21 protein-coding genes are annotated in these 20032 nt (G+C 66.2%); 1 reads left to right on the top strand and 20 read right to left on the bottom strand.

Annotation, left to right across the window (positions count from 1 at the left end; all coding sequences use genetic code 11):
• Position 1: 1 nt before the first annotated feature.
• The 17 genes from HJG53_RS10535 to gluQRS all read right to left on the bottom strand — a co-directional run bounded on the left by HJG53_RS10535 (position 2) and on the right by gluQRS (position 15354).
• Positions 2-925 carry an MBL fold metallo-hydrolase gene (locus HJG53_RS10535; RefSeq protein ID WP_171130282.1) on the bottom strand — a complete coding sequence of 308 codons (924 nt, stop codon included), beginning with the start codon at positions 923-925 and terminating at the stop codon, positions 2-4.
• A 77-nt stretch (positions 926-1002) separates the two neighbouring features.
• Positions 1003-1362, bottom strand: a complete 360-nt coding sequence (locus HJG53_RS10540; protein WP_171130284.1) for a tetratricopeptide repeat protein — start codon at positions 1360-1362, stop codon at positions 1003-1005.
• An 84-nt stretch (positions 1363-1446) separates the two neighbouring features.
• Entirely contained in the window at positions 1447-3759 is a 2313-nt protein-coding gene (locus HJG53_RS10545) for a ribonuclease R family protein (RefSeq protein WP_171130286.1), read from the bottom strand.
• Positions 3760-3807: 48 nt separating this feature from the next.
• Positions 3808-4161 carry an iron-sulfur cluster assembly accessory protein gene (locus tag HJG53_RS10550; RefSeq protein WP_171130288.1) on the bottom strand — a complete coding sequence of 118 codons (354 nt, stop codon included), beginning with the start codon at positions 4159-4161 and terminating at the stop codon, positions 3808-3810.
• A gap of 78 nt (positions 4162-4239) precedes the next feature.
• On the bottom strand, positions 4240-4704 hold the full coding sequence (locus HJG53_RS10555; protein WP_171130290.1) for an SUF system Fe-S cluster assembly protein: 465 nt from the start codon (positions 4702-4704) through the stop codon (positions 4240-4242).
• Positions 4701-5885 carry a cysteine desulfurase gene (locus HJG53_RS10560; RefSeq protein ID WP_171130292.1) on the bottom strand — a complete coding sequence of 395 codons (1185 nt, stop codon included), beginning with the start codon at positions 5883-5885 and terminating at the stop codon, positions 4701-4703. Before HJG53_RS10560 ends, HJG53_RS10555 begins: the two co-directional genes overlap by 4 nt.
• A complete protein-coding gene (locus HJG53_RS10565) occupies positions 5885-7045 on the bottom strand; it encodes a SufD family Fe-S cluster assembly protein (protein ID WP_368039564.1) in 1161 nt (386 codons plus the stop codon). Before HJG53_RS10565 ends, HJG53_RS10560 begins: the two co-directional genes overlap by 1 nt.
• An 85-nt stretch (positions 7046-7130) precedes the next feature.
• Positions 7131-7961: a Fe-S cluster assembly ATPase SufC gene (gene sufC / locus HJG53_RS10570; RefSeq protein WP_171130296.1), complete on the bottom strand. Its 831-nt coding sequence runs from the start codon at positions 7959-7961 to the stop codon at positions 7131-7133.
• Positions 7945-8229: a hypothetical protein gene (locus HJG53_RS10575; RefSeq protein ID WP_171130298.1), complete on the bottom strand. Its 285-nt coding sequence runs from the start codon at positions 8227-8229 to the stop codon at positions 7945-7947. Before HJG53_RS10575 ends, sufC begins: the two co-directional genes overlap by 17 nt.
• Positions 8226-9695 carry a Fe-S cluster assembly protein SufB gene (gene sufB / locus HJG53_RS10580; RefSeq protein WP_171130300.1) on the bottom strand — a complete coding sequence of 490 codons (1470 nt, stop codon included), beginning with the start codon at positions 9693-9695 and terminating at the stop codon, positions 8226-8228. Before sufB ends, HJG53_RS10575 begins: the two co-directional genes overlap by 4 nt.
• On the bottom strand, positions 9692-10183 hold the full coding sequence (locus HJG53_RS10585; protein ID WP_171130302.1) for an Rrf2 family transcriptional regulator: 492 nt from the start codon (positions 10181-10183) through the stop codon (positions 9692-9694). The genes sufB and HJG53_RS10585 overlap by 4 nt, the downstream gene beginning before the upstream one ends.
• A gap of 125 nt (positions 10184-10308) precedes the next feature.
• Positions 10309-11178: a 3-hydroxyacyl-CoA dehydrogenase NAD-binding domain-containing protein gene (locus HJG53_RS10590; protein ID WP_171130304.1), complete on the bottom strand. Its 870-nt coding sequence runs from the start codon at positions 11176-11178 to the stop codon at positions 10309-10311.
• Positions 11179-11296: 118 nt separating this feature from the next.
• Entirely contained in the window at positions 11297-12259 is a 963-nt protein-coding gene (gene egtD / locus HJG53_RS10595; protein ID WP_171130306.1) for an L-histidine N(alpha)-methyltransferase, read from the bottom strand.
• A complete protein-coding gene (egtB, locus tag HJG53_RS10600) occupies positions 12256-13530 on the bottom strand; it encodes an ergothioneine biosynthesis protein EgtB (RefSeq protein WP_174842750.1) in 1275 nt (424 codons plus the stop codon). The genes egtD and egtB overlap by 4 nt, the downstream gene beginning before the upstream one ends.
• A gap of 42 nt (positions 13531-13572) precedes the next feature.
• Positions 13573-14142, bottom strand: a complete 570-nt coding sequence (locus HJG53_RS18280; protein ID WP_174842751.1) for a cob(I)yrinic acid a,c-diamide adenosyltransferase — start codon at positions 14140-14142, stop codon at positions 13573-13575.
• 126 nt (positions 14143-14268) lie between these two features.
• Positions 14269-14496, bottom strand: a complete 228-nt coding sequence (locus HJG53_RS10605; RefSeq protein ID WP_171130308.1) for a twin transmembrane helix small protein — start codon at positions 14494-14496, stop codon at positions 14269-14271.
• A 9-nt stretch (positions 14497-14505) separates the two neighbouring features.
• Positions 14506-15354 (bottom strand): tRNA glutamyl-Q(34) synthetase GluQRS, encoded by an 849-nt coding sequence (gene gluQRS / locus HJG53_RS10610; protein ID WP_217352756.1) that lies wholly within the window; start codon positions 15352-15354, stop codon positions 14506-14508.
• Between the two features lie 95 nt (positions 15355-15449).
• Between gluQRS and HJG53_RS10615 the strand changes: the two genes are divergently transcribed.
• Positions 15450-16016: an HNH endonuclease gene (locus tag HJG53_RS10615; protein ID WP_171130310.1), complete on the top strand. Its 567-nt coding sequence runs from the start codon at positions 15450-15452 to the stop codon at positions 16014-16016.
• A gap of 66 nt (positions 16017-16082) precedes the next feature.
• Here the strand turns inward: HJG53_RS10615 and HJG53_RS10620 are convergent, their stop codons facing one another.
• The 3 genes from HJG53_RS10620 to ileS all read right to left on the bottom strand — a co-directional run bounded on the left by HJG53_RS10620 (position 16083) and on the right by ileS (position 19998).
• Complete coding sequence (locus tag HJG53_RS10620) at positions 16083-16529, bottom strand: DUF3035 domain-containing protein (protein ID WP_171130311.1); 447 nt, start codon at positions 16527-16529, stop codon at positions 16083-16085.
• Entirely contained in the window at positions 16522-17025 is a 504-nt protein-coding gene (gene lspA / locus HJG53_RS10625) for a signal peptidase II (RefSeq protein WP_171130313.1), read from the bottom strand. Before lspA ends, HJG53_RS10620 begins: the two co-directional genes overlap by 8 nt.
• A 108-nt stretch (positions 17026-17133) precedes the next feature.
• Positions 17134-19998, bottom strand: coding sequence for an isoleucine--tRNA ligase (gene ileS / locus HJG53_RS10630; protein WP_171130314.1), 2865 nt, complete (start codon positions 19996-19998; stop codon positions 17134-17136).
• Positions 19999-20032 lie beyond the last annotated feature (34 nt).

The raw sequence follows: 20032 nt of genomic DNA on the forward strand, positions 1-20032 counted from the left end.
GTCAGCCGCTCCCTCCGGGACAGTAGCGAGCCTTCTCGTCCGGCGCCCCGCGCAGCCGGGTGTCGATGTAATAAGCGATCATGCCGCGCACCCGCTTCCGGTCGTCCTGCGGAACGAACTCCGCGGCATCACGCAGCCAGCCTTCGACGCAAACCTCCTTCGCGGACGAGCCCGCAGTGCAGTCGAGCAGCCTGTCGAACGCCGCCCGCCATCGGGTGAAGGCCGCGCGATCCATAGGTGCGCCATGGCCAGGGACGAGCGTGCGGAACGGCAATTTGGCGATATTGCCGAGCGCCTTGCGCCAGCCTTCCGGACACGCGGTGTCCATGAAGGGCGCAAACGTCACCACCAGATCACCGATGATCGCGAGTCGCTCTGCACGGTCGTAGAGCCACACGTCGCCCGCCGTGGCCGCATAGGGTTCGAGATGCACATCGAAGCGGCGGCCGGCGATTGTCATCGGTCCGCTTCCACGCACGACCAGCGAGGGACGGAGATTGGCGAGGTCATCCATCGCAGCCATGTCGCGCCTGATCTCGGTGACTTGCTCGGGCGGCGCCTTGCCGCTCGCGAGATAGGCTTCGGCACCGGTGCGGCTGCGCGGGAAGAAGCCTTTCAGCGCCCCTTCGACCGCGGAACTGCCGATGATGGGCACGCCCGGATAGGCGGCACGGACCTCGGCGTTGCCGCCGGTGTGATCGAGATGCCAGTGGGTGTTGACGATCGCGGCGATCGGACGTCCACGCGCCTTGGCGGCGGCGATGATTTCGTCCTGATGTGCGGGGTGACGGCCGGTGTCGACCAGCACCAGGCCCTGCGGAGCGTCGATCAGGATGGAGTTGCCGTCAGGCCCGTTGCCAGCCGGAAAGCTGCCGGGGATCAGCGTCCAGGCAGCAGCAGCGAGCAGGGCGGAGGCAGGCGCCATTCCCGCAGTCTAGCTCGACGGGTGACCACAAGTGAGCGCCCCCGTCGAACGGCGTCAGCCATTCGCCGAAGATCGGCTCAGCGCGAGGCCATCTGCCGCGCGCGCTCGAGCCCTCGCTGCGCAAGATCGTGCGACCAGACCTGGTGATTGCTGCCGGTCAACATCAGCACGTTATCGCCCGCCATCACCTGACGGTAGAGCGCGGCGGCCTGATCGGCGCGGCCGGTCTTGGCATAGACATGGGCCAGGTTGATCAGCACCGACGGTTCATAGGGCTCCTGCGCCCGCTGCGCGACGAGCCGCGCTTCCGCGCCGGCCAGGTCATCGCGCTGAATGGCGTTGAAGCCGTAGCGCTGTTCCTGTGTCTGCGCCGCGCCAGGGGTGGCGGCGAAGCCTGCAACCAGCATGGCGAGCATCATTTTACGCGAGCCGCTCATGGTTCTCTCCTGCACATGACATCCTCGTGGCAGGATCATGACACTGATGTGACAGATGTGAAAAGAAGAGATTTGTTACAGTCTCTAAGCCCTTGATTTGTGACGTATGTTCGCTGGACGACCGCGCCGCTTCATCGGCCGCGTGCGATCGGTTCGGCTGCGCTGCGGACGACTCGTCCCACCCTCCGCCAGTTCGAAGCGCAGCGAGCCGGTGACCGGATTGGCCTCGGCGAGCCGCAGCGTCAGCCGCTGACCCGGCGCGAAACGCGTTTCGGTGTCTTCGCCGGTGAGTGTCTGGCTCGCTTCGTCGTAGCGGAAATATTCGGTGCCGAGCGTCGAGACCGGCACCAGGCCGTCGCCGCCCAATCCCTCCACCGTCGCGAAGAAGCCGAAGGGCTGCACACCGGTGATCCGCGTCTCGACCAGCTCGCCGACGCGCTCCGACAGATAGGCGGCGACATAGCGGTCGACCGTCTCGCGCTCGGCTTCCATGGCCCGGCGCTCCAGGCGGCTGATCGCTTCGCCGATCAGGTCCATCGCCTCGCTCTCGCCGGCGGTCAGCGCCGTCTGCCGCACTTCGGGTTCCAGGCCATAGGCGCCGACCAGCGAGCGATGCACGATCAGGTCGGCATAGCGGCGGATCGGGCTGGTGAAATGGGCGTAGGAGCCGAGCGCCAGCCCGAAATGCCCGGCATTTTCCGGACCGTAATAGGCCTGCGTCTGGGTGCGGAGGATCTGCTCCATCACCTGCGGCCGGAACTCGGCATCGCCCACGCGTTCGATGATGCGATTGAAGGTCCCTGGCTTGATGACCTGGCCCAAGGCGAATTCCAGGTCGAAGGTCTTCAGATAATCCTTTAGCGCGACCAGTTTCTCGCGGCTCGGCGGCTCGTGATCGCGGTACATGACCGGCGCCTTCTTCGCCTCCAGCGCCTTGGCGGCGGCGACATTGGCGGCAATCATGTAATCCTCGATCAGCTTGTGCGCATCGAGCCGCTCGCGTGGCGCCACCGACATGATGCGGCCCTTCTCGTCCAGCACCACGCGGCGCTCGGGCAGGTCGAGCTCCAGCGGCTCCCGCTTCGCCCGCGCCTTGTACATGGCCCGCCAGCACGCCCAGAGGGGGACGAGGGTGGATCGGACGAGCTCCGAACTGAGCCCCTCCCCTTCAGGGGAGGGGTTGGGGTGGGGCAGACTCCTCTGGGCGAGCAGACGCTCGCCCCCACCCCCGTCCCCTCCCCTGAAGGGGAGGGGCTCAAGGTCGTCGATTGCCGCCTGCGCATCCTCATAGGCGATGTTCCTCGCGATCCGCACGACCGCCCGGGTGAAGCGCCAGGTCTTGAGCTGCCCGTCCTTGCCGATCGTCATGTGGCAGGCGAGGGCAGCTCGATCGACACCCTCTTTCAGCGAACAGACATTGGCTGAAAGCGTCTCCGGCAGCATCGGCACGACACGATCGGGGAAATAGACGCTGTTGCCCCGCTTGCGCGCCTCGCGGTCGAGTTGCGAACCGGGGCGCACATAGAAGCTGACGTCCGCGATCGCGACGATGGCGTTCCAGCCCTGCTCCGTCTCTTCGGCCCAGACCGCGTCGTCATGATCGCGCGCATCGACCGGATCGATGGCGACGATCGGCAGGTGCCGCAGATCCTCGCGCTGGCCGAGCGGCAGCTTTGCCATCCGCTCGGCCTCTTCGAGCAGGTCTTCGCGGAACAGGTGCGGGATGCCGTGGCGGTGAATGGCGATGAGCGAGAAGCTGCGCGGCTCGAACGGGTCGCCCAGCCGCTCCACGACACGCGCGGCGATCCGCGGCGGGCGACCGGTTTTCTCCGCCAGCACCAGGTCACCGACCGCTGCATCGCCATGATCCGACACGGGAAAGTCGCGCCGCTCACGCTTCTCCACGCCCTGCAGGAACCAGCGCTCGCCCTCCTTGTGCAGCACGCCGAGCATCAATTCCTCGCCGCGGGCGAGCTTCTTCATCGGATGCGCGATCCAGCCCTTGCCGGCCTCCTCGGTGCGGCTGAGCACGCGGTCGCCGACGCCGAGCGCCGACTGCTTCTTGCGTTCGCGGATGCGGAGCTTAGGCGCTGGCGCGTCCGCCTGCCACTGCTCCGGCACCGCCCAGGCCTGTCCGTCCTCGTCGACATCGACGATGCGCAGCACCGTGACCTTGGGGATGCCGCCCATCTTGTGGAAGGCGCGGCCGGGCGCACTGTCGATCAGCCCTTCATCGGCCATGTCCTTGAGCAGTGCCTTGAGCGCGACCTTGTCCGCGCCGTGCAGGCCGAAGGCGCGCGCGATCTCCCGCTTGCCGGCAGGGGCGTCCGAGGTGGCGATGAAATCGAGGATCTGCTCGCGGGATGGCAGACCAGGCACGCGCTTCGGCTTGGGCATAGGCTCTCCTATGCCTCCAACCGCTGCCCGCGCTACTTGTTTCGGCGGCTAGACCGTGAAGCTCTCGCCGCAGCCGCAGCTGCCCTTCGCGTTCGGGTTCTGGAACACGAAGCCGGCGGTGAAATCATCCTCGACCCAGTCCATCGTCGATCCGATCAGATAGAGGATCGAGCCGCCATCGACGAACAGCGTGCCGCCCGGCGTTTCGATCCGCTCGTCCAGCGGCTTGGCTTCGGTGACATAGTCGACCGAATAGGCGAGGCCCGAGCAGCCGCGGCGCGGCGTCGACAGCTTGACGCCGATCGCATCTTCAGGCGCGCGAGCCATCAGCGCTGCAATACGCGCCTCGGCAGCGGGGGTGAGGTTCAGCGCCTTCGGGCGTTCACGGGTGACAGTTGCCATAATGACCTATCTTCTCCCGTTCGCTTCGAGCGTAGTCGAGAAGCGTATCTCGACTTCGCTCGATACGAACGGAGATATTTATAACATGCCGAGTTCGAGCTTGGCCTCATCGGACATCTTGGCGGGGTCCCAAGGCGGGTCCCAGACGAGGTTCACTTCCGCGTCCCCGATCCCTGGCACGGCGCCGACGCGCAGCTCGACCTCGCCCGGCATCGATTCGGCGACCGGACAGTGCGGCGTGGTCAGGGTCATCGCCACCACGGCATGCCCACCATTGATCTCGACGCCATAGATCAGGCCCAGATCGTAGATGTTCACCGGAATCTCCGGGTCGTAGATTTCTTTCAGCGCCTCGATGACGGCTTCGTAAAGCGCGCCGCCCGGCTCCTCGCCGGACGGCTGTTCGGGCTTCTCGGCAAGAAAGCCCGCGAGATAATCGCGCTTCCGCTCAAAGCTCTCGCGCGATGCATCCTCGACGCGCGCCTTGGGCGGCGGCGCGACGCCGTCGACTTCTTCCACGCTGATCCGGCTCTGTTCGTTCATCCGAAAATCCTCGTCACGCGTTCCACGCCCCGCGCCAGCGCTTCGACATCGGCCGCGCTGTTATAGACGCCGAAGCTCGCGCGGGCCGTCGCAGGAACGCCCAGCACGTCCATCAGCGGCTGCGCACAGTGGTGGCCGGCGCGGATCGCGACCTGCCCCTCGTCCAATATGGTGCCGACGTCGTGCGGATGCACCCCCTCGATGGCGAAGCTGACGATGCCGGCCGAGTCCTCCGGCCCGAACAGCCGCACCGAGTTGATCGCCGACAGCCGATCGCGGGCGAGCTTGACGAGCGCGGTCTCGTGCGCGTGGATCGCCTCCAGTCCGATCGCCTCGACATAGTCGATGGCGGCGTGCAGCCCGAGCGCGCCGGTGATGTGCGGCGTGCCCGGCTCGAACCGCGCGGGCGGCGGCGCATAGGTCGTGCGCTCGAACGTCACCCGATCGATCATCGCGCCACCGCCCATGAACGGCGGCATGACGTCAAGCAGGTCGCCACGCCCCCACAGCACGCCGATTCCCGTTGGCCCGTAGAGCTTGTGGCCGGAGAATACGTAGAAATCGCAGTCGAGCGCCTGCACGTCGACCGGCAGGCGCGGCACCGCCTGGCAACCATCGAGCAGCAATTTTGCGCCGACGCGATGCGCCAGTTCGGCCGCCCGCCTGGCGTCGAGCACCGAGCCGAGCACGTTCGAGACATGGGCGAATGCGACCATCGCGTGGTCGGGGGTCAGTATCGCCTCGGCGGCGTCCAGGTCGATGCGACCATCGGGGGTGAGCGGGCAGACATCGATCTGCCAGCCAGCGAGCTGCCAGGGGACGATGTTGGAATGATGCTCGAGCTGGCTGAGCAGCACGCGCCGCTTGTCTGGCCAGCAATGCGCGACGAGGTTGATGCCCTCCGTTGCCCCCCGCACGAACACGATCTCGTCCGCCTTGGCGCCGATGAACCGCGCGACCCGCTGCCGCGCCGCCTCATAGGCGAGCGTCATATCCGCCGACCGCTGGTACACGCCCCGATGCACGGTGGCGTAGGTGGTGCCATAGGCGCGGGTGATCGCATCGATGACGACCTGCGGCTTCTGCGCTGTGGCGGCGGTGTCGAGATAGGCCCAGCCGGCCGGGATGGCAGGGAAATCGGCGACGAGGTCGAGAGGGCGGATGTCCAATATCGTCGCCATCACCCTTCTCCGTTCGTTTCGAGCGAAGTCGAGAAACGCGTGTCCACCTGCCCCGAGCTGGGCTTCTCGACTGCGCTCGAAGCAAACGGGTTTTGGGTGAGCCACTGGATGGCAAAGCCCAAGAACGCCTCGCGCACCTCCTCCTGCCCGACCCGTGCCAAAGCGTCGGCTACGAAAGCCCGCGTCAACAGCGCCTTCGCCTCGTCCGGCTGCACGCCGCGGCTCTCGAGGTAGAAGAGCGCGTTCCGGTCCAGCTCGCCGACCGTGGCACCGTGCGCGCATTTCACATCGTCGGCGAAGATTTCCAGTTCGGGCTTCAGGTTCACCGTCGCGGCGCGCTTCAGCAGCAGGCCGCGCAGCGACTGCTCCGCATCTGTCTTCTGCGCCCCGCGCGCGACCTCGACCCGCGCGGAGAGGCTGGCCATGGCGGTGTCGTCGGCCACGGCGCGCCAGGTCTGGCGGCTCATGCCATGCTCCGCCTCGTGCCGCACCACCACCGCCGCTTCGTGCCGCTGCTCGCCACGCGTGAGCAGCGCGCCGCCCATCTCCGCGAACGCCGCCTCGCCGGTCAGGCGGAGATGTCCGTCGATCCGGCTGCCGGCGCCGCCTTCGGCAAGCACGGTCGTGACCAGGCTCGCGCCGCGCGCGACTTCGGCTTCGTCGCGCAACGACTGAAAGCCCGATTCTTGCGCCAGCCGCACGGCGCGCATCAGCCGCGCCGACGAGGCGAGGCGGATCGCCGTCAGCCGGTTCGCCCAGCCATCGCCGATAAAGGTTTCGACGATCGTCGCGACCGCATCTTCGCCAAGGTCGATCAGTGCCGGTAGGTGATTGGCGCCGCCGGTCGCGACATGAACGATCTCAATCAGCCCCACCGCTGCGTCCCGGTCGAGCCGCAGCGTCCAGCCGGCGCCATTTGCCAGCCGTGCGAGCGGGTGCTCCGAGCGCGCATCGACCTGGCCGATCTGCACCGGACCAACGTCGCTTCGACCCGCATCCAGCCGCCCGTCGACGAACACCAGCCGTGGGCCATCGCCGAGCGCTGCAGGCAGTTCACCAGCAGCGCCGCTCGATGGCCGCTCGATAAGCGCCGGCAAGGCGGAGAGATCGGCCCAGCGCCATGCTTCGTCACGGCTTGAGGGGAGGGCGAGGGCGCTCACGCCTGTTCTGTGCTCCGGCGAAGGCCGGAGCCCTGTATCGCAACGCTCCGGCCTTCGCCGGAGCACAGAAGATAAGGCTGGATCATCACGCCGCCATCGCTCCGTAACCCTCGCGTTCCAGCTCCAGCGCGAGGTCCGGCCCGCCGCTGCGCACGATGCGGCCGCCGGCCAGCACGTGCACGAAATCCGGCCGCACATAGTCGAGCAGGCGCTGGTAATGGGTGATCAGCAGCACCGCTTTGTCCGGCTTGCGCATGATGCGGTTGATGCCTTCGCCGACCGCCTTCAGCGCGTCGATGTCGAGGCCGGAATCGGTCTCGTCGAGGATGGCGAGCGCTGGGTCGATGATGCCCATCTGCACCATCTCGTTCCGCTTCTTCTCGCCGCCCGAAAAGCCGACATTCACCGGCCGCTTCAGCATCTCCATGTCGAGGCCGAGCGCATCGGCCTGCGCGCGGGCAAGGCGGAGGAAATCGCCCGCCGACAGCTCCGCCTCGCCCCGTGCGCGGCGCTGGGCATTGAGGGCGGTGCGCAGAAACTGCACGTTGGACACGCCAGGGATCTCGACGGGATATTGGAAGCCGAGGAACAGGCCGGCGGCCGCGCGCTCGTGGGGTTCGAGGGCGAGGAGGTCTAGTTTTTCTGTTCCCCGGCGAAAGCCGGGGTCCAGGGTGTCACCCTCGGAGCTGGCGACTCCTGGGCCCCGGCTTTCGCCGGGGAACGCCGGGGTGAAAGAGACCGAACCCTCCGTCACCTCATAGCCTGGCCGCCCGCCGAGCACATAGGCGAGCGTCGACTTGCCCGCCCCGTTCGGCCCCATGATCGCATGCACCTCGCCCGCCCCGATCGAAAGATCGAGCCCGCGCAGGATCGGCTTGTCGTCGACAGTGGCGTGGAGGTTACTGATTTGGAGCATTTGACGGTTCCGTGTCGCCCTGCGATTTCTCCGCCCCGGAGGATTTTTTGGCCTCACCGCCCGCCATGTAGATCACGAGCACTAGGACGTATTGGAGCGGGAATAGCCAAAAGGAATATCCGGATCCCCACCCCAATGCTCGACCAATGAGTACGAGCACCAAAGCTGCTACGGCGGGAGCGGCACCCTTCATGAGCCAGCCAGCGCCATAAAAAGGCAGAAGTGGCAAAACGATGAAAAAGACCAAAAATGTGAATAAAGTCGTCACCCCACGCTCCCCTCTAGGCTGATCCCCAGCAGCTTCTGCGCTTCGACTGCGAACTCCATCGGAAGTTGCTGCAGCACTTCCTTGGCGAAGCCGTTGACGATCAGCGCCACGGCGTCTTCCTGCCCCAGGCCGCGAGACATCGCGTAGAAGAGCTGGTCGTCGCTGATCTTGCTGGTGGTCGCCTCGTGCTCGATCTGGGCGCTGGGGTTCTTCACTTCGATATAGGGCACGGTGTGGGCGCCGCACTGGTCGCCGAGCAGCAGCGAGTCGCATTGGGTGAAGTTGCGCACGCCTTCCGCCGTAGGGCCGACGCGCACCAGGCCGCGATAGGTGTTGTCGGAGCGGCCCGCACTGATCCCCTTCGACACGATCGTCGAGCGGCTGCCCTTGCCGAGGTGGATCATCTTGGTGCCGGTATCCGCCTGCTGGCGGTTGTTGGTGACCGCGACCGAATAGAATTCGCCGACCGAATTCTCGCCCGCCAGCACGCAGCTCGGATATTTCCAGGTGATCGCACTGCCGGTCTCGACCTGCGTCCAGCTGACCTTCGAATTCTTGCCCTGGCACAGCGCGCGCTTGGTCACGAAATTATAGATACCGCCCTTGCCCTCGGCATCGCCCGGGTACCAATTCTGGACGGTCGAATATTTGATCTCGGCATCGTCGAGCGCGACCAGCTCCACCACGGCAGCGTGCAGCTGGTTCTCGTCGCGCATCGGGGCGGTGCAGCCTTCGAGGTACGAGACATACGAGCCCTTGTCGGCGACGATCAGCGTGCGTTCGAACTGGCCGGTATTCTCGGCATTGATGCGGAAATAGGTGCTGAGCTCCATCGGGCAGCGCACCCCCTCCGGAATGTAGACGAAGGTGCCGTCGCTGAAGACCGCGCAGTTGAGCGTCGCGAAATAATTGTCGTGCATCGGCACGACCTTGCCGAGCCACTTGCGCACCAGCTCCGGATATTCACGGATCGCTTCGGAGATGGAGCGGAAGATGACGCCTGCGGCCTCCAGCTCCTTGCGGAAGGTGGTCGCGACCGAGACGCTGTCGAACACCGCGTCGACCGCGACCTTGCGCGCGCCCTCGACGCCGGCGAGCACCTTCTGCTCCTCGATCGGGATGCCGAGCTTTTCGTAGACGCGCAGGATCTCCGGATCGACCTCGTCCAGGCTCTTCAGCTCGGCCTTCTGCTTGGGCGCGGCGTAATAATAGGCGTCCTGATAATCGATCGGCGGCACGTTGAGCTTGGCCCAATCGGGCGGCGTCATCGTCTGCCACAGGCGAAAGGCCTTCAGCCGCCAGTCCAGCATCCATTCCGGCTCGTTCTTCTTGGCCGAGATGAAGCGGACGGTATCCTCGCTCAGCCCCTTGGGCGCGAAGTCCTGCTCGATGTCGGAGGTGAAGCCCCATTCATAGGTGGAGAGGCGGTCGGCAGCCTCTTGGGCTTCGGCGTTTCGCACGTTCATACCCGTATTCCGTTCGTTTCGAGCGAAGTCGAGAAACGCGCCTCCACCCGCTCTGAGACCGGCTTCTCGACTTCGCTCAAAGCGAACGGAGAGGAGAGTTCGGCGAGAGACACCTGAGCTAAGGCTCTCCGGATCGCATTGTTCATCGGCCCCCAATGCGGGCGGACCTGGCACGCGCCTTCAAGCGCGCAGTCGTGCCGGGCTTCATCGACGCATGACGTCATGGCGATCGGCCCCTCGACCGCCTCCACGACATCGGCAAGGCTGATCTCACCCGCCGGGCGGGTCAGCACGAAGCCGCCGCCGCCGCCTCGGGCCGAGCGGAACAGCCCCGCCGCTGCCAGCTTGCCCAGCAGCTTCTGCGTCGTCGGCAGGGGCACGCCCGTCTTCGCCGACAGCAAGGTCGCCGACACGCACGCACCGTCACCTGCCCGCGCGGCGGCGGACATGATCACGACGGCATAGTCGGCAAGGTTGGACAGGCGCATCTTCAGCTTACAATCGGACTGATCTTGTCCGATTGCAAGGGGGCTGGGGAAGGTCAATCCTTGTTCCCCTGCGAAAGCAGGGGTCCACCCCTGGGCTCCTGCTTTCGCAGGAGAACAGCTCTCTCTTACCGCGTCGGCACCGGCTCCGGGCCGGAATAGTCGTAGAAGCCCCGACCTGTCTTCCGGCCCAGCCAGCCGGCCTCGACATATTTGAGCAGCAGTGGCGCGGGCCGGTATTTGGGGTCGCCGGTATCCTCCTGGAACACGCGCAGGATTTCCAGCAGCGTGTCGAGGCCTATCAGGTCGGCCAGGGTAAGCGGGCCCATCGGATGGCCCAGGCCCAGCTTCACGCCCTGATCGATATCCACCACCGAACCGGTGCCGTCGCCCAGCACGAAGAACGCCTCGTTGAGCAGCGGCAGCAGGATGCGGTTGACGACGAAGCCCGGCCGATCCTGCGCGACGACGACGGTCTTGCCGATGCGCTCCGCAAAGGCGCGCGCGGTGGCGATGGTCGGCTCGGCGGTGGCCAGGCCCGGGATCAGCTCCACGAGGGCCATCAGCGGCACGGGGTTGAAGAAGTGGATGCCGATGAAGCGCGCCGGATCGGGGGCGGCCTGGCCGAGCCGGGTGATCGAAATGGATGAGGTGTTGGTGGCCAGCACCGCGTCGGACCTGAGCACTTCGCCGGCCTTGGCGAAGATGGCGCGCTTCACCTCTTCCCGCTCCGTCGCCGCCTCGACGATCAGGCCGGCTTCGGACATCGGCGCATAGTCGGCGACAGGTTCGATCAGGGCGATGGCCGCGTCGCGCGCTTCAGGCGTCAGCTTCTCCTTCGCAACCAGCCGGTCGAGCTGTTTGGCGATGCCGGCCTTGCCCTTCTCGGCCACCTCGCGGGAGATGTCGGCGAGGAATACCTTGTATCCCGCCTGAGCGGAGACCTGCGCGATGCCCGCGCCCATCTGCCCCGCGCCAATTACTCCCACTGCGTTCATTCTCTATCTCCGTCATCCTGAACTTGTTTCAGGACAAGCTTTCCGACCCGCGGCGCTTGTCACGAGCCTTGTCCCGAAACAATCCTGAAACCCGTTCTGGACGGGATGACGACTGTGATCAGGGCGCGGTCCCCGGCGGCTGGGCTTCGGCGAGGATCAGGGCGAATTGGTCGTCCGCATCCGTCCATTCCGCGATCGGCGTCCAGGCGCCGGCACGGAGCAGCAGGCGGGCATCGCGGGGGCCATATTTGTGGCTGTTCTCGGTGTGGATCGTCTCGCCGGCTGCCATCGAGAAGGGCTCGCCCTCGATGGTGAAGGACACGTCCCGGGTCGCCTCCAGATGCATCTCGATCCGCGCATAATTGTCGTTCCAGATGGCGCGGTGGCGAAAGGCGCCGACGGGAATGTCCCCGGCCAGCTCCCGGTTGATGCGGTGCAGCAGGTTGAGATTGAACGCGGCGGTCACACCCTCCGCATCGTCATAGGCGCGGGTGAGCACGTCCACATCCTTCACCCGGTCCATGCCGATCAGCAGCATCGATCCGAGCCCCAGCGTCTCGACCATCGCGCGGAGGAGGTTGACCGCCGTGCGCGCAACCATGTTGCCGATCGTCGAGCCGGGGAAGAAGCCGAGCTTGGGCAGCGCCGCGATTTCCGGCGGGGGCACGATCGGGTGCATGAAATCCGCCTCGACCGGTAGGATCGACAGCTTCGGGAAATCGGAGGCGAGCGCGGCGGCCGATTCCCGCAGGAAGTCGCCGGAGATGTCGATCGGCACATAGGCGGCGGGCTGCACCGCCTCCAGCACGTGCGGCGTCTTGGTCGATGAGCCCGAGCCGAACTCGACCACGGCGCGGCCCGGACCCACGATCCTGGCGACGTCGGCGGCGTGGCGGGCGAGTAGCGCGGTCTCGACGCGCGTGGGATAATATTCGGGCAGCGCGGTGATCCGCTCGAACAGCTCGGAGCCGGTGCGGTCGTAGAACCAGCGGGCCGGGATCGCGCGCGGGCGCAGGCGAAAGCCGGCGAGGACATCGTCGCGGAAGGCGGGATCGACCCGCTGCGGCGCTTCCGCGTTCACAGGTCCCTCGCCAGTCTCAGGCCGGTGAACTGCCAGCGCTGATGGGGGTAGAAGAAATTGCGGTAGGATGCGCGGACATGACCACGCGGCGTGGCGCAGCTGCCGCCCTTCAGCACGAACTGCCCGCTCATGAACTTGCCATTATATTCGCCGACGGCACCCGCCGCAGGCCTGAAGCCGGGATAGGGTCGATAGGCGCTGCCGGTCCATTCCCAGACTGAACCGAACATGCCGTGATCAGACGGGCGAACCGCACCGGCAGTATCGAGGAACTGGCCCTGATTCGCATCGAGGCCTGCCGCCGCATGCTCCCACTCCGCTTCGGTCGGCAGCCGCGCGCCGGCCCAGCTCGCATAGGCGTCCGCCTCGAAGAAGCTCAGGTGCGTGACGGGTGCGTCCGGATCGAGCGGCTGCATTCCGTCCAGGCCGAAGCCTTTGCCTTCTCCAATCCAATAGAGCGGCGCTTCAATCCCGTCGCGCTGCACCCAGGCCCAGCCGTCGGACAGCCACCAGCGCGGATCGCGATAGCCGCCGTCGGCGATGAAGGCCGACCAATCCGCGTTGCTGACCAGCCTCGTCGCGAGTGCGTACGGTTGCAGCAGCACGGAATGGCGCGGTCCCTCGCAGTCGAATGAGAAGCGGGGGGCGGCGTGACCCACCTCGACAACGCCGCCTTCGAACTCGCCCCACTGTGCACCGTTCGTATCGAGCGCAGTCGAGATACGCTTCTCGACTGCGCTCGAAGCGAACGGAGTTGGGGTGAGCCTGAGCGTCGAGCGTGTCCAGACAGCCGGTTTGAGCGGGTTCTGGGCGAACAGGTGCAGGACGTCGGTGAGGAGCAATTCCTGGTGCTGCTGCTCGTGATGACAGCCAAGCTCCACCAGCGCGCGCGCGGCGTCCCCGAGGTACGGCCACGCTTCGCCAACCGCCGCATCGACATGCGCCCGATAGGCGCGCACCTCGTCCAGCGACGGCCGCGTCAGCATGCCCCGCCGCGGACGGGCGTGGCGGGGGCCCTCCGCCTCGTAATAGCTGTTGAAGAGGTAGGCGTAGCGATCGTCGAACACGCGATAATCAGGCACATCGCGCAACACGAAGGTTTCGAAGAACCAGGTCGTGTGCGCGAGATGCCATTTTGCCGGCGAAGCGTCGTCCATCGACTGCACGGTGGCATCGGCGTCGGAGAGGGGCTCGGCGAGGTCGAGTGTGAGCGCGCGGACCCGCTCGAAAAGCTCCGGCGTGTCGCGTTGGAGGTGCGCGGTGGACGTCACAGCCTTAACATAGGACAGCCAGGCGTCCTTGTCGTGACACAATCAGCGGCTGGCGCCCGGCACCCACAGTACGTCGCCCCCGGAGCGGCTGGCGACCAGCCGCGCGGCGACGAAGAGATGGTCGGACAGGCGATTCAGATAGGCGAGCGCCTGCGGGTTGAGCGGCATGCCACCGGCGGCTGCAACCGCACTGCGCTCCGCCCGCCGCACCACCGCGCGGGCGAGATGCAGCGCCGACACCGCGGCCGTCCCCGCGGGCAGGATGAACGACCGGAGCGGCTCCAGCCCCTCGTTCATCGCGTCGATCTCCCGCTCCAGTCGCTCGACCTGAGCGGGCACGATGCGGAGCGTCATCTCGTCGGGATCGAACTCCTCCCCGGGCGTGGCGAAATCGGCGCCGAGATCGAACAGGTCGTTCTGGATACGGGAGAGGTCCGGCACGATGGGGTCGGACCCGAGCGCGGCAATGGCGACGCCGATGGCGGAGTTCGCCTCGTCGACATCGCCGATCAGCGCCATGCGGGCGCTGGACTTCGCTACCCGCGAACCGTCGACCAGGCCGGTCGTGCCGTCATCGCCGGTGCGGGTGTAGATCTTGTTGAGCTTGACCATGCCTTATCGATATCCTTCGAGACAGGCCTTCGCCAAGCTCAGTCCCTCCTCAGGACGAGCGAAAGAGCAAATCCGCTGATCCTGAGGAGCTGTTGAGCCTGGCGAAACAGCGTCTCGAAGGAGGGATCAGCGCGACAGCAGCATCAGCAGGGCGGCGATCAGCACGGCGATCGCCTGGAAGAAGATGCGGCCCATCATCATCTTGTTCTGTTTGAGCCCCGACGCGCTCGGGCCGCCATTGCCCGATTTCAGGTCCGCCTCCGTCGTTTTCAGGAAGGTGACGATGCCGCGCACGAGCATGGTCACGGTCGCGATCATCGCCGCGACCAGGAGGAGGGTGAGGAAGATGCTCATGGTGCTAATCTAGGCGTCTGACAGGCGGAATCCAAGCGGCGCCGCGCCGGCGCGGATCGGCTCGACTATGGCTTGCGGATCAATGCCTTGATCGCGCAGATCGGCGAGGCTGAGGGCGCCATGGCGCTTGGCGAGCCGCTCGCCGTCCGGTCCGATCAGCAGCTTGTGGTGATGGTAGGCGGGCGTCGGCAGGTCCAGCAGCGCCTGGAGCAGCCGGTGGATGTGGGTGGAGAGGAACAGGTCGCGCCCGCGCACCACGTCGGTAATGCCCTGCGCGGCATCGTCGACCGTGACCGCCAGATGATAGCTGGTCGGCGCGTCCTTGCGGGCGAGCACCACATCGCCGAGCAGATCCGGCTGCGCCTCGATCTCCTGACCATGATCCGACCAAATGAGCCTCCCGACCCGCGCCGCAGCCTGTGTCACGTCCAGCCGCCAGGCATGCGGGCGCGACGGATCGGCCTCACTCAACCCGCGGCACGTGCCGGGATAGAGCGGCCCCTCCGGTCCATGCGGCGCGGACACGCTGCGCGCGATGTCGGCGCGCGTGCAGAAGCAGGGATAGACGAGGCCCTCCGCCTTCAGCCGGTCGAGCGCGGCGGCGTAGAGCGGCAGCCGATCTGACTGGCGCACCACGGGACCATCCCAGCTCAGCCCCAGCCAATGCAGGTCCTCGACCATCCCCGCGACATGCTCCTCACGCGACCGGCCGGGATCGATATCCTCGATCCGCAGCAGGAACGCGCCGCCGCGGTCGCCCGCAAAGTCGTGCGCCAGCACCGCGCTCAGCGCGTGGCCGAGATGCAGGCGCCCGGTCGGGCTGGGTGCGAACCGCGTTGTGGATAAGCCTATGGACAAGATCGTGGATCGGGTTGACGGGCGTTATTGCGGAATGTCATTTCCGCGTAATCATCAGCGGGCAGTGCCTGCGGCAGTCAAGTGGGGAGAGGCGTTTGTACCATCCCGATCTGATCCGACATCCGGACAGCTGCCCGGCGCTTGTGCTGAACGCCGATTACACGCCGCTCAGCTATTATCCCTTGAGCCTCTGGCCGTGGCAGACGGCGATCAAGGCGGTGTTTCTCGATCGGGTCGACATTGTCGAATCCTATGAAAAGGAAGTGCGAAGTCCCACCAGCGCGATGAAGCTGCCGAGCGTCATCGCGCTCAAGCAATATGTGAAACCTTCCGCCTACCCCGCCTTCACCCGCTTCAATCTCTTCCTGCGCGACCGCTTCAGCTGCCAATATTGCGGCACCGGACGCGACCTCACCTTCGATCACGTCATCCCGCGCGCTTATGGCGGCCGTACGACGTGGGAGAATGTCTCCACCGCCTGCGCGCCGTGCAACCTGAAAAAGGGTGGCCGCACGCCCGCCGAAGCGCATATGGCCCTGTTCGAGCAGCCCTATCGCCCGACCAGCTGGCAGCTCCAGGATCACGGCCGCGCCTTCCCGCCCAATTACCTGCACGAGACCTGGCGGGACTGGCTCTATTGGGACGTCGAACTGCAGGCCTGATCCACGACAACCTTCGTATCGAGCGCAGTCGAGATACGCTTCTCGACTGCGCTCGAGGCGAACGGGTCAGGGTTGCGGCGTCGGGCTTGGAGAAGGCGTCGGAGCAGGCGCACCCCCCGCACTCGCGCGCGCATCCTGCCCGTCGCCTTCCGGCGCGGCGATGATGTCGCGGGTGACGGAACCCTTGTCGACGGCGTTGGTCTCGGGCGAGCCGACTTCGGAGCGAATCCCGGCGGGTGTGCGGTCGGCGCCGGCGCGGCTCAGCGCCGCTGCTTCCGGCACGCTGCGCGGCGCGGGGCCGCCGAACATCGCCTGCAGCGCCTGGGTCGAGCTGTCCGCTTCCTGCGGGCGCGGCGTGCCGGGGCTCGGCGGGCGCAGCGCGAAGTCGGGCGGCACCACCAAAGGCGCGCGCCGGGCGACGGCGAACTCGTCCGGCCGCGCGCGGTTCAACCCGCCGCCGCCGCATCCCGCGAGCGTCAGGGCCGCCAGGCCCAGCACAACGACATTACGCATTCACATTCTCCGCGGGTTCGCTCTTCTGACGCGCGAACAGGGCACGCAGGAGCAGGATCAGGACGCCGATGGTAATGGCAGCATCGGCGACATTGAAGACCAAAAAGGGCCGGAACTCACCGATGTGCAGGTCGAGAAAATCGACGACATAGCCGAACCGCACGCGATCGAGGATATTGCCGGCCGCCCCGCCCAGCACCAGGCCGAGCGCGATGACGTCATGACGGTTGTGCTCGCGCCACAGCCAGACCAGCACGCCGGTGCCGATCGCCGCCGTGAGCGCGACCAGCGCCCAGCGCGTCGTCTCGCTGTCGGCGGTCAAAAAGCCCATCGACACGCCGTAATTCTGCACCCAGGTCAGGTTAAAGATCGGCAGCAGCACGATCTGCCCGACCTGATCGAGCGCAAGAGGACCGGTGACGAGATATTTGATCGCCTGGTCGAGCAGGAAGACGGCCAGCGCGATCAGCAGGCCGAAGCGGCGGGTGGCATTCATCTGCAGTTCCCCTGCGAACGCAGGGGGCCAGGAGTCATCTCGGCAGGTACTTGGTGCAACTGGACCCCTGCTTTCGCAGGGGAACATGCGGTGCGGAGAGAGGCAATCTTACCCACCAACCACCTCCGTGCACCGCCCGCACAGCGCGCCATCCTCGACCACTTCCGGCAGATGCCGCCAGCAGCGGCCGCATTTCAGTCGCTCGGTGCGTGTCACGGCGATCTCATCGCCCGGCGACACCTTCGCCACGATGAACAGCTCCTCAAGTTCCGGGCCGGCACTGCCCGGTAGCGTCACCTCCGCTTCGAGGCTGGAGCGGATCAGCTTGTCGCGACGATAGGGCTCGATCGCTTCCGTCACGTGCCCGCGCAACGCCCGCAACTCCGCCCAGCGCGCCGCCAGCGCCTCGTCACGCCAGCCGGCGTCCACCTCGGGCCAGGTCAGCAGGTGCACCGAACCCGCATCCGGCGAGCGCGTGGTCCATGCCTCCTCGCTGGTGAAGGTCAACACCGGCGCCAGCCAGCGCACCAGCGCGTGGAACAGCGTGTCGAGCACGGTGCGATACGCCCGCCGCTTCGGCGCGTCCGGCGCGTCGCAATAGAGCGAGTCCTTGCGGATATCGAAGAAGAAGGCGGACAGGTCGTTATTCGCAAAGTCGCTCAGCAGCCGGACATAGCTGTTGAAGTCATAGTCACCGACTGCCTGCTTCAGCTGCGCGTCCAGCTCGGCGAGCAGGTGCAGGACATACCGCTCCAGCTCCGGCATCTCGGACGCGGGCACCCGTTCTGCCTCGTCGAAGCCCTCGAGCGCGCCGAGCAGGTAGCGGAAGGTGTTCCTGAGCTTGCGATAGGCATCGGCGGTGCCGGCGAGGATCTCCTTGCCGATGCGGTGATCCTCGGTGAAGTCGACCGACAGCGCCCATAGCCGCAGGATGTCGGCGCCATATTCGGTCATCAGCTTCAGCGGATCGACCGTGTTGCCGAGCGACTTGGACATTTTCCGCCCGTCGGACGCCATGGTGAAGCCGTGCGTCAGCACCGCGTCGTAAGGCGCCCGTCCGCGCGTGCCGCACGACTCCAGCAGCGACGACTGGAACCAGCCGCGATGCTGGTCCGATCCTTCGAGGTACAGGTCGGCGGGCCAGCGCAGCTCCGGCCAGCGGCCGCTCTCCAGCACGAAGGCGTGGGTCGAGCCGCTGTCGAACCACACGTCGAGAATGTCGGTGACGCGCCCATAGTCGTCGGCGTTGCGGTCCGGCCCCAGCAGTTCGGCGGCGGGCGTGTCGAACCAGCCGTCCACACCCTTCGCGCGAACGGCGGCGACGATGCGGGCGTTGACCTGCGGGTCGTTCAGATACTGGCCCGTCTTGCGATCGACGAAGAGCGTGATCGGCACCCCCCAGGCGCGCTGGCGGCTGATCACCCAATCCGGGCGGCCTTCGACCATCGAGCGGATGCGGTTGCGGCCCTTTTCCGGGACGAACCGGGTGGCTTCGATCGCGGCGAGGGCTTTGGCGCGGAGGGTGCCACGTTTCTCGACTTCGCTCGAAACAAACGGGGTTTGTGGGGCGCTTCCATCCCCTCCGTTCGCTTCGAGCGAAGTCGAGAAGCGCGCTTGGTCCATCGGAATGAACCATTGCGGGGTGGCCCGGAAGATGACCTTGGCTTTGGAGCGCCACGAATGCGGATAGCTGTGGCGATAGTCCGCGCTCGCGGCCAGCAGCGCACTGGCTTCACGCAGGTCCGAACAGATCGGCCCGTCGGGCGCATTGAACTTGGGGTTGATCACGGAGCCCTGGCCGCCCAGCCAGCCCCAATCCTCGCGATATTTGCCTTCGCCGGTCACCGCGAACACGGGTTCGAGCCCATTCGCCTTGCACAGCTCGAAATCGTCCTCGCCATGATCCGGCGCCATATGGACAAGGCCCGTGCCCTGATCGGTCGTGACGAAATCGCCGGGGAGGAACGGCCGCGGCTTGGCGAAGAAGCCCCCTAGATGGTGCATCGGGTGGCGGGCAATCGTGCCGGCCAGTTCGGAGCCCTTCAGCGTTCGCTTGGGCGGCTCGACGGATGCCATTGGAACACGGGCAAGGAAGTCCTTCAACAAGTTGGCTGCGACCAGGAAGAACGTCCTGAAACCGCTTAGCTTGTCGTGATAGCGCTCCTGCGTGCAGGCCTCGAAGAGAAGATATTCCACCTCCGGCCCGTACGCGATCGCCTGGTTGACCGGGATCGTCCACGGCGTCGTCGTCCAGATCACCGCATGTGCGCCGACCAGTTCCGGGATCGGGCTCTCGACGATCTCGAACGCCACGTCGATCTGGGTGGACGTGATGTCCTCATATTCGACCTCGGCTTCGGCGAGCGCGGTCTTTTCGACCGGGGACCACATGACCGGCTTGGCCCCGCGGTAGAGCTGGCCTGACTCCGCGAACTTCAGCAGCTCGCGGACGATGGTCGCCTCGGCTTCGAAGTCCATCGTCAGGTAAGGCCGGTCCCAGTCGCCCAGGATGCCGAGCCGCTTCAACTGCTCGCGCTGGGTGTCGACCCAATGCTGGGCATAGGCGCGGCATTCGGCGCGGAACTCGGCCGCAGGCACCTCGTCCTTGTTGCGCTTCTTGGCGCGATACTGTTCCTCGACCTTCCACTCGATCGGCAGGCCGTGGCAGTCCCAGCCGGGCACGTATGGCGCGTCCTTCCCCAGCAGCGACTGGGTGCGGCAGACCATGTCCTTCAGGATATGGTTCAGCGCATGGCCGATATGCATGTCGCCATTGGCATAAGGCGGGCCATCATGGAGGATGAACTTCTCGCGTCCGGCACGCGCCTCGCGCAGCCGCTGATAGAGACCGATCTCCTGCCAGCGCGCCAGAATGGCCGGCTCCTTCTGCGGCAGCCCGGCCTTCATGGGAAAGTCGGTCTTGGGCAGGAAGACGGTGTCGCGGTAATCGGGCGGGGTAGGAGCGTCGGCCATAAGGGTGCGCCGATTAGCGCCTTAACCCGCTCTC

It is taken from the genome of Sphingomonas sp. ID1715, assembly GCF_013044515.1.
In the GTDB taxonomy this organism is placed as follows: Bacteria; Pseudomonadota; Alphaproteobacteria; order Sphingomonadales; family Sphingomonadaceae; genus Sphingomonas_B.

What these genes read in the sequence shown, in the direction of transcription:
- HJG53_RS10535 (WP_171130282.1), bottom strand. Translation starts at nt 925, where the DNA reads ATGGCGCCTGCCTCCGCCCTGCTCGCTGCTGCTGCCTGGACGCTGATC.
- HJG53_RS10540 (WP_171130284.1), bottom strand. Translation starts at nt 1,362, where the DNA reads ATGAGCGGCTCGCGTAAAATGATGCTCGCCATGCTGGTTGCAGGCTTC.
- HJG53_RS10545 (WP_171130286.1), bottom strand. Translation starts at nt 3,759, where the DNA reads ATGCCCAAGCCGAAGCGCGTGCCTGGTCTGCCATCCCGCGAGCAGATC.
- HJG53_RS10550 (WP_171130288.1), bottom strand. Translation starts at nt 4,161, where the DNA reads ATGGCAACTGTCACCCGTGAACGCCCGAAGGCGCTGAACCTCACCCCC.
- HJG53_RS10555 (WP_171130290.1), bottom strand. Translation starts at nt 4,704, where the DNA reads ATGAACGAACAGAGCCGGATCAGCGTGGAAGAAGTCGACGGCGTCGCG.
- HJG53_RS10560 (WP_171130292.1), bottom strand. Translation starts at nt 5,885, where the DNA reads ATGGCGACGATATTGGACATCCGCCCTCTCGACCTCGTCGCCGATTTC.
- sufC (WP_171130296.1), bottom strand. Translation starts at nt 7,961, where the DNA reads ATGCTCCAAATCAGTAACCTCCACGCCACTGTCGACGACAAGCCGATC.
- sufB (WP_171130300.1), bottom strand. Translation starts at nt 9,695, where the DNA reads ATGAACGTGCGAAACGCCGAAGCCCAAGAGGCTGCCGACCGCCTCTCC.
- HJG53_RS10585 (WP_171130302.1), bottom strand. Translation starts at nt 10,183, where the DNA reads ATGCGCCTGTCCAACCTTGCCGACTATGCCGTCGTGATCATGTCCGCC.
- HJG53_RS10590 (WP_171130304.1), bottom strand. Translation starts at nt 11,178, where the DNA reads ATGAACGCAGTGGGAGTAATTGGCGCGGGGCAGATGGGCGCGGGCATC.
- HJG53_RS18280 (WP_174842751.1), bottom strand. Translation starts at nt 14,142, where the DNA reads ATGGTCAAGCTCAACAAGATCTACACCCGCACCGGCGATGACGGCACG.
- HJG53_RS10605 (WP_171130308.1), bottom strand. Translation starts at nt 14,496, where the DNA reads ATGAGCATCTTCCTCACCCTCCTCCTGGTCGCGGCGATGATCGCGACC.
- HJG53_RS10620 (WP_171130311.1), bottom strand. Translation starts at nt 16,529, where the DNA reads ATGCGTAATGTCGTTGTGCTGGGCCTGGCGGCCCTGACGCTCGCGGGA.
- lspA (WP_171130313.1), bottom strand. Translation starts at nt 17,025, where the DNA reads ATGAATGCCACCCGCCGCTTCGGCCTGCTGATCGCGCTGGCCGTCTTC.
- ileS (WP_171130314.1), bottom strand. Translation starts at nt 19,998, where the DNA reads ATGGCCGACGCTCCTACCCCGCCCGATTACCGCGACACCGTCTTCCTG.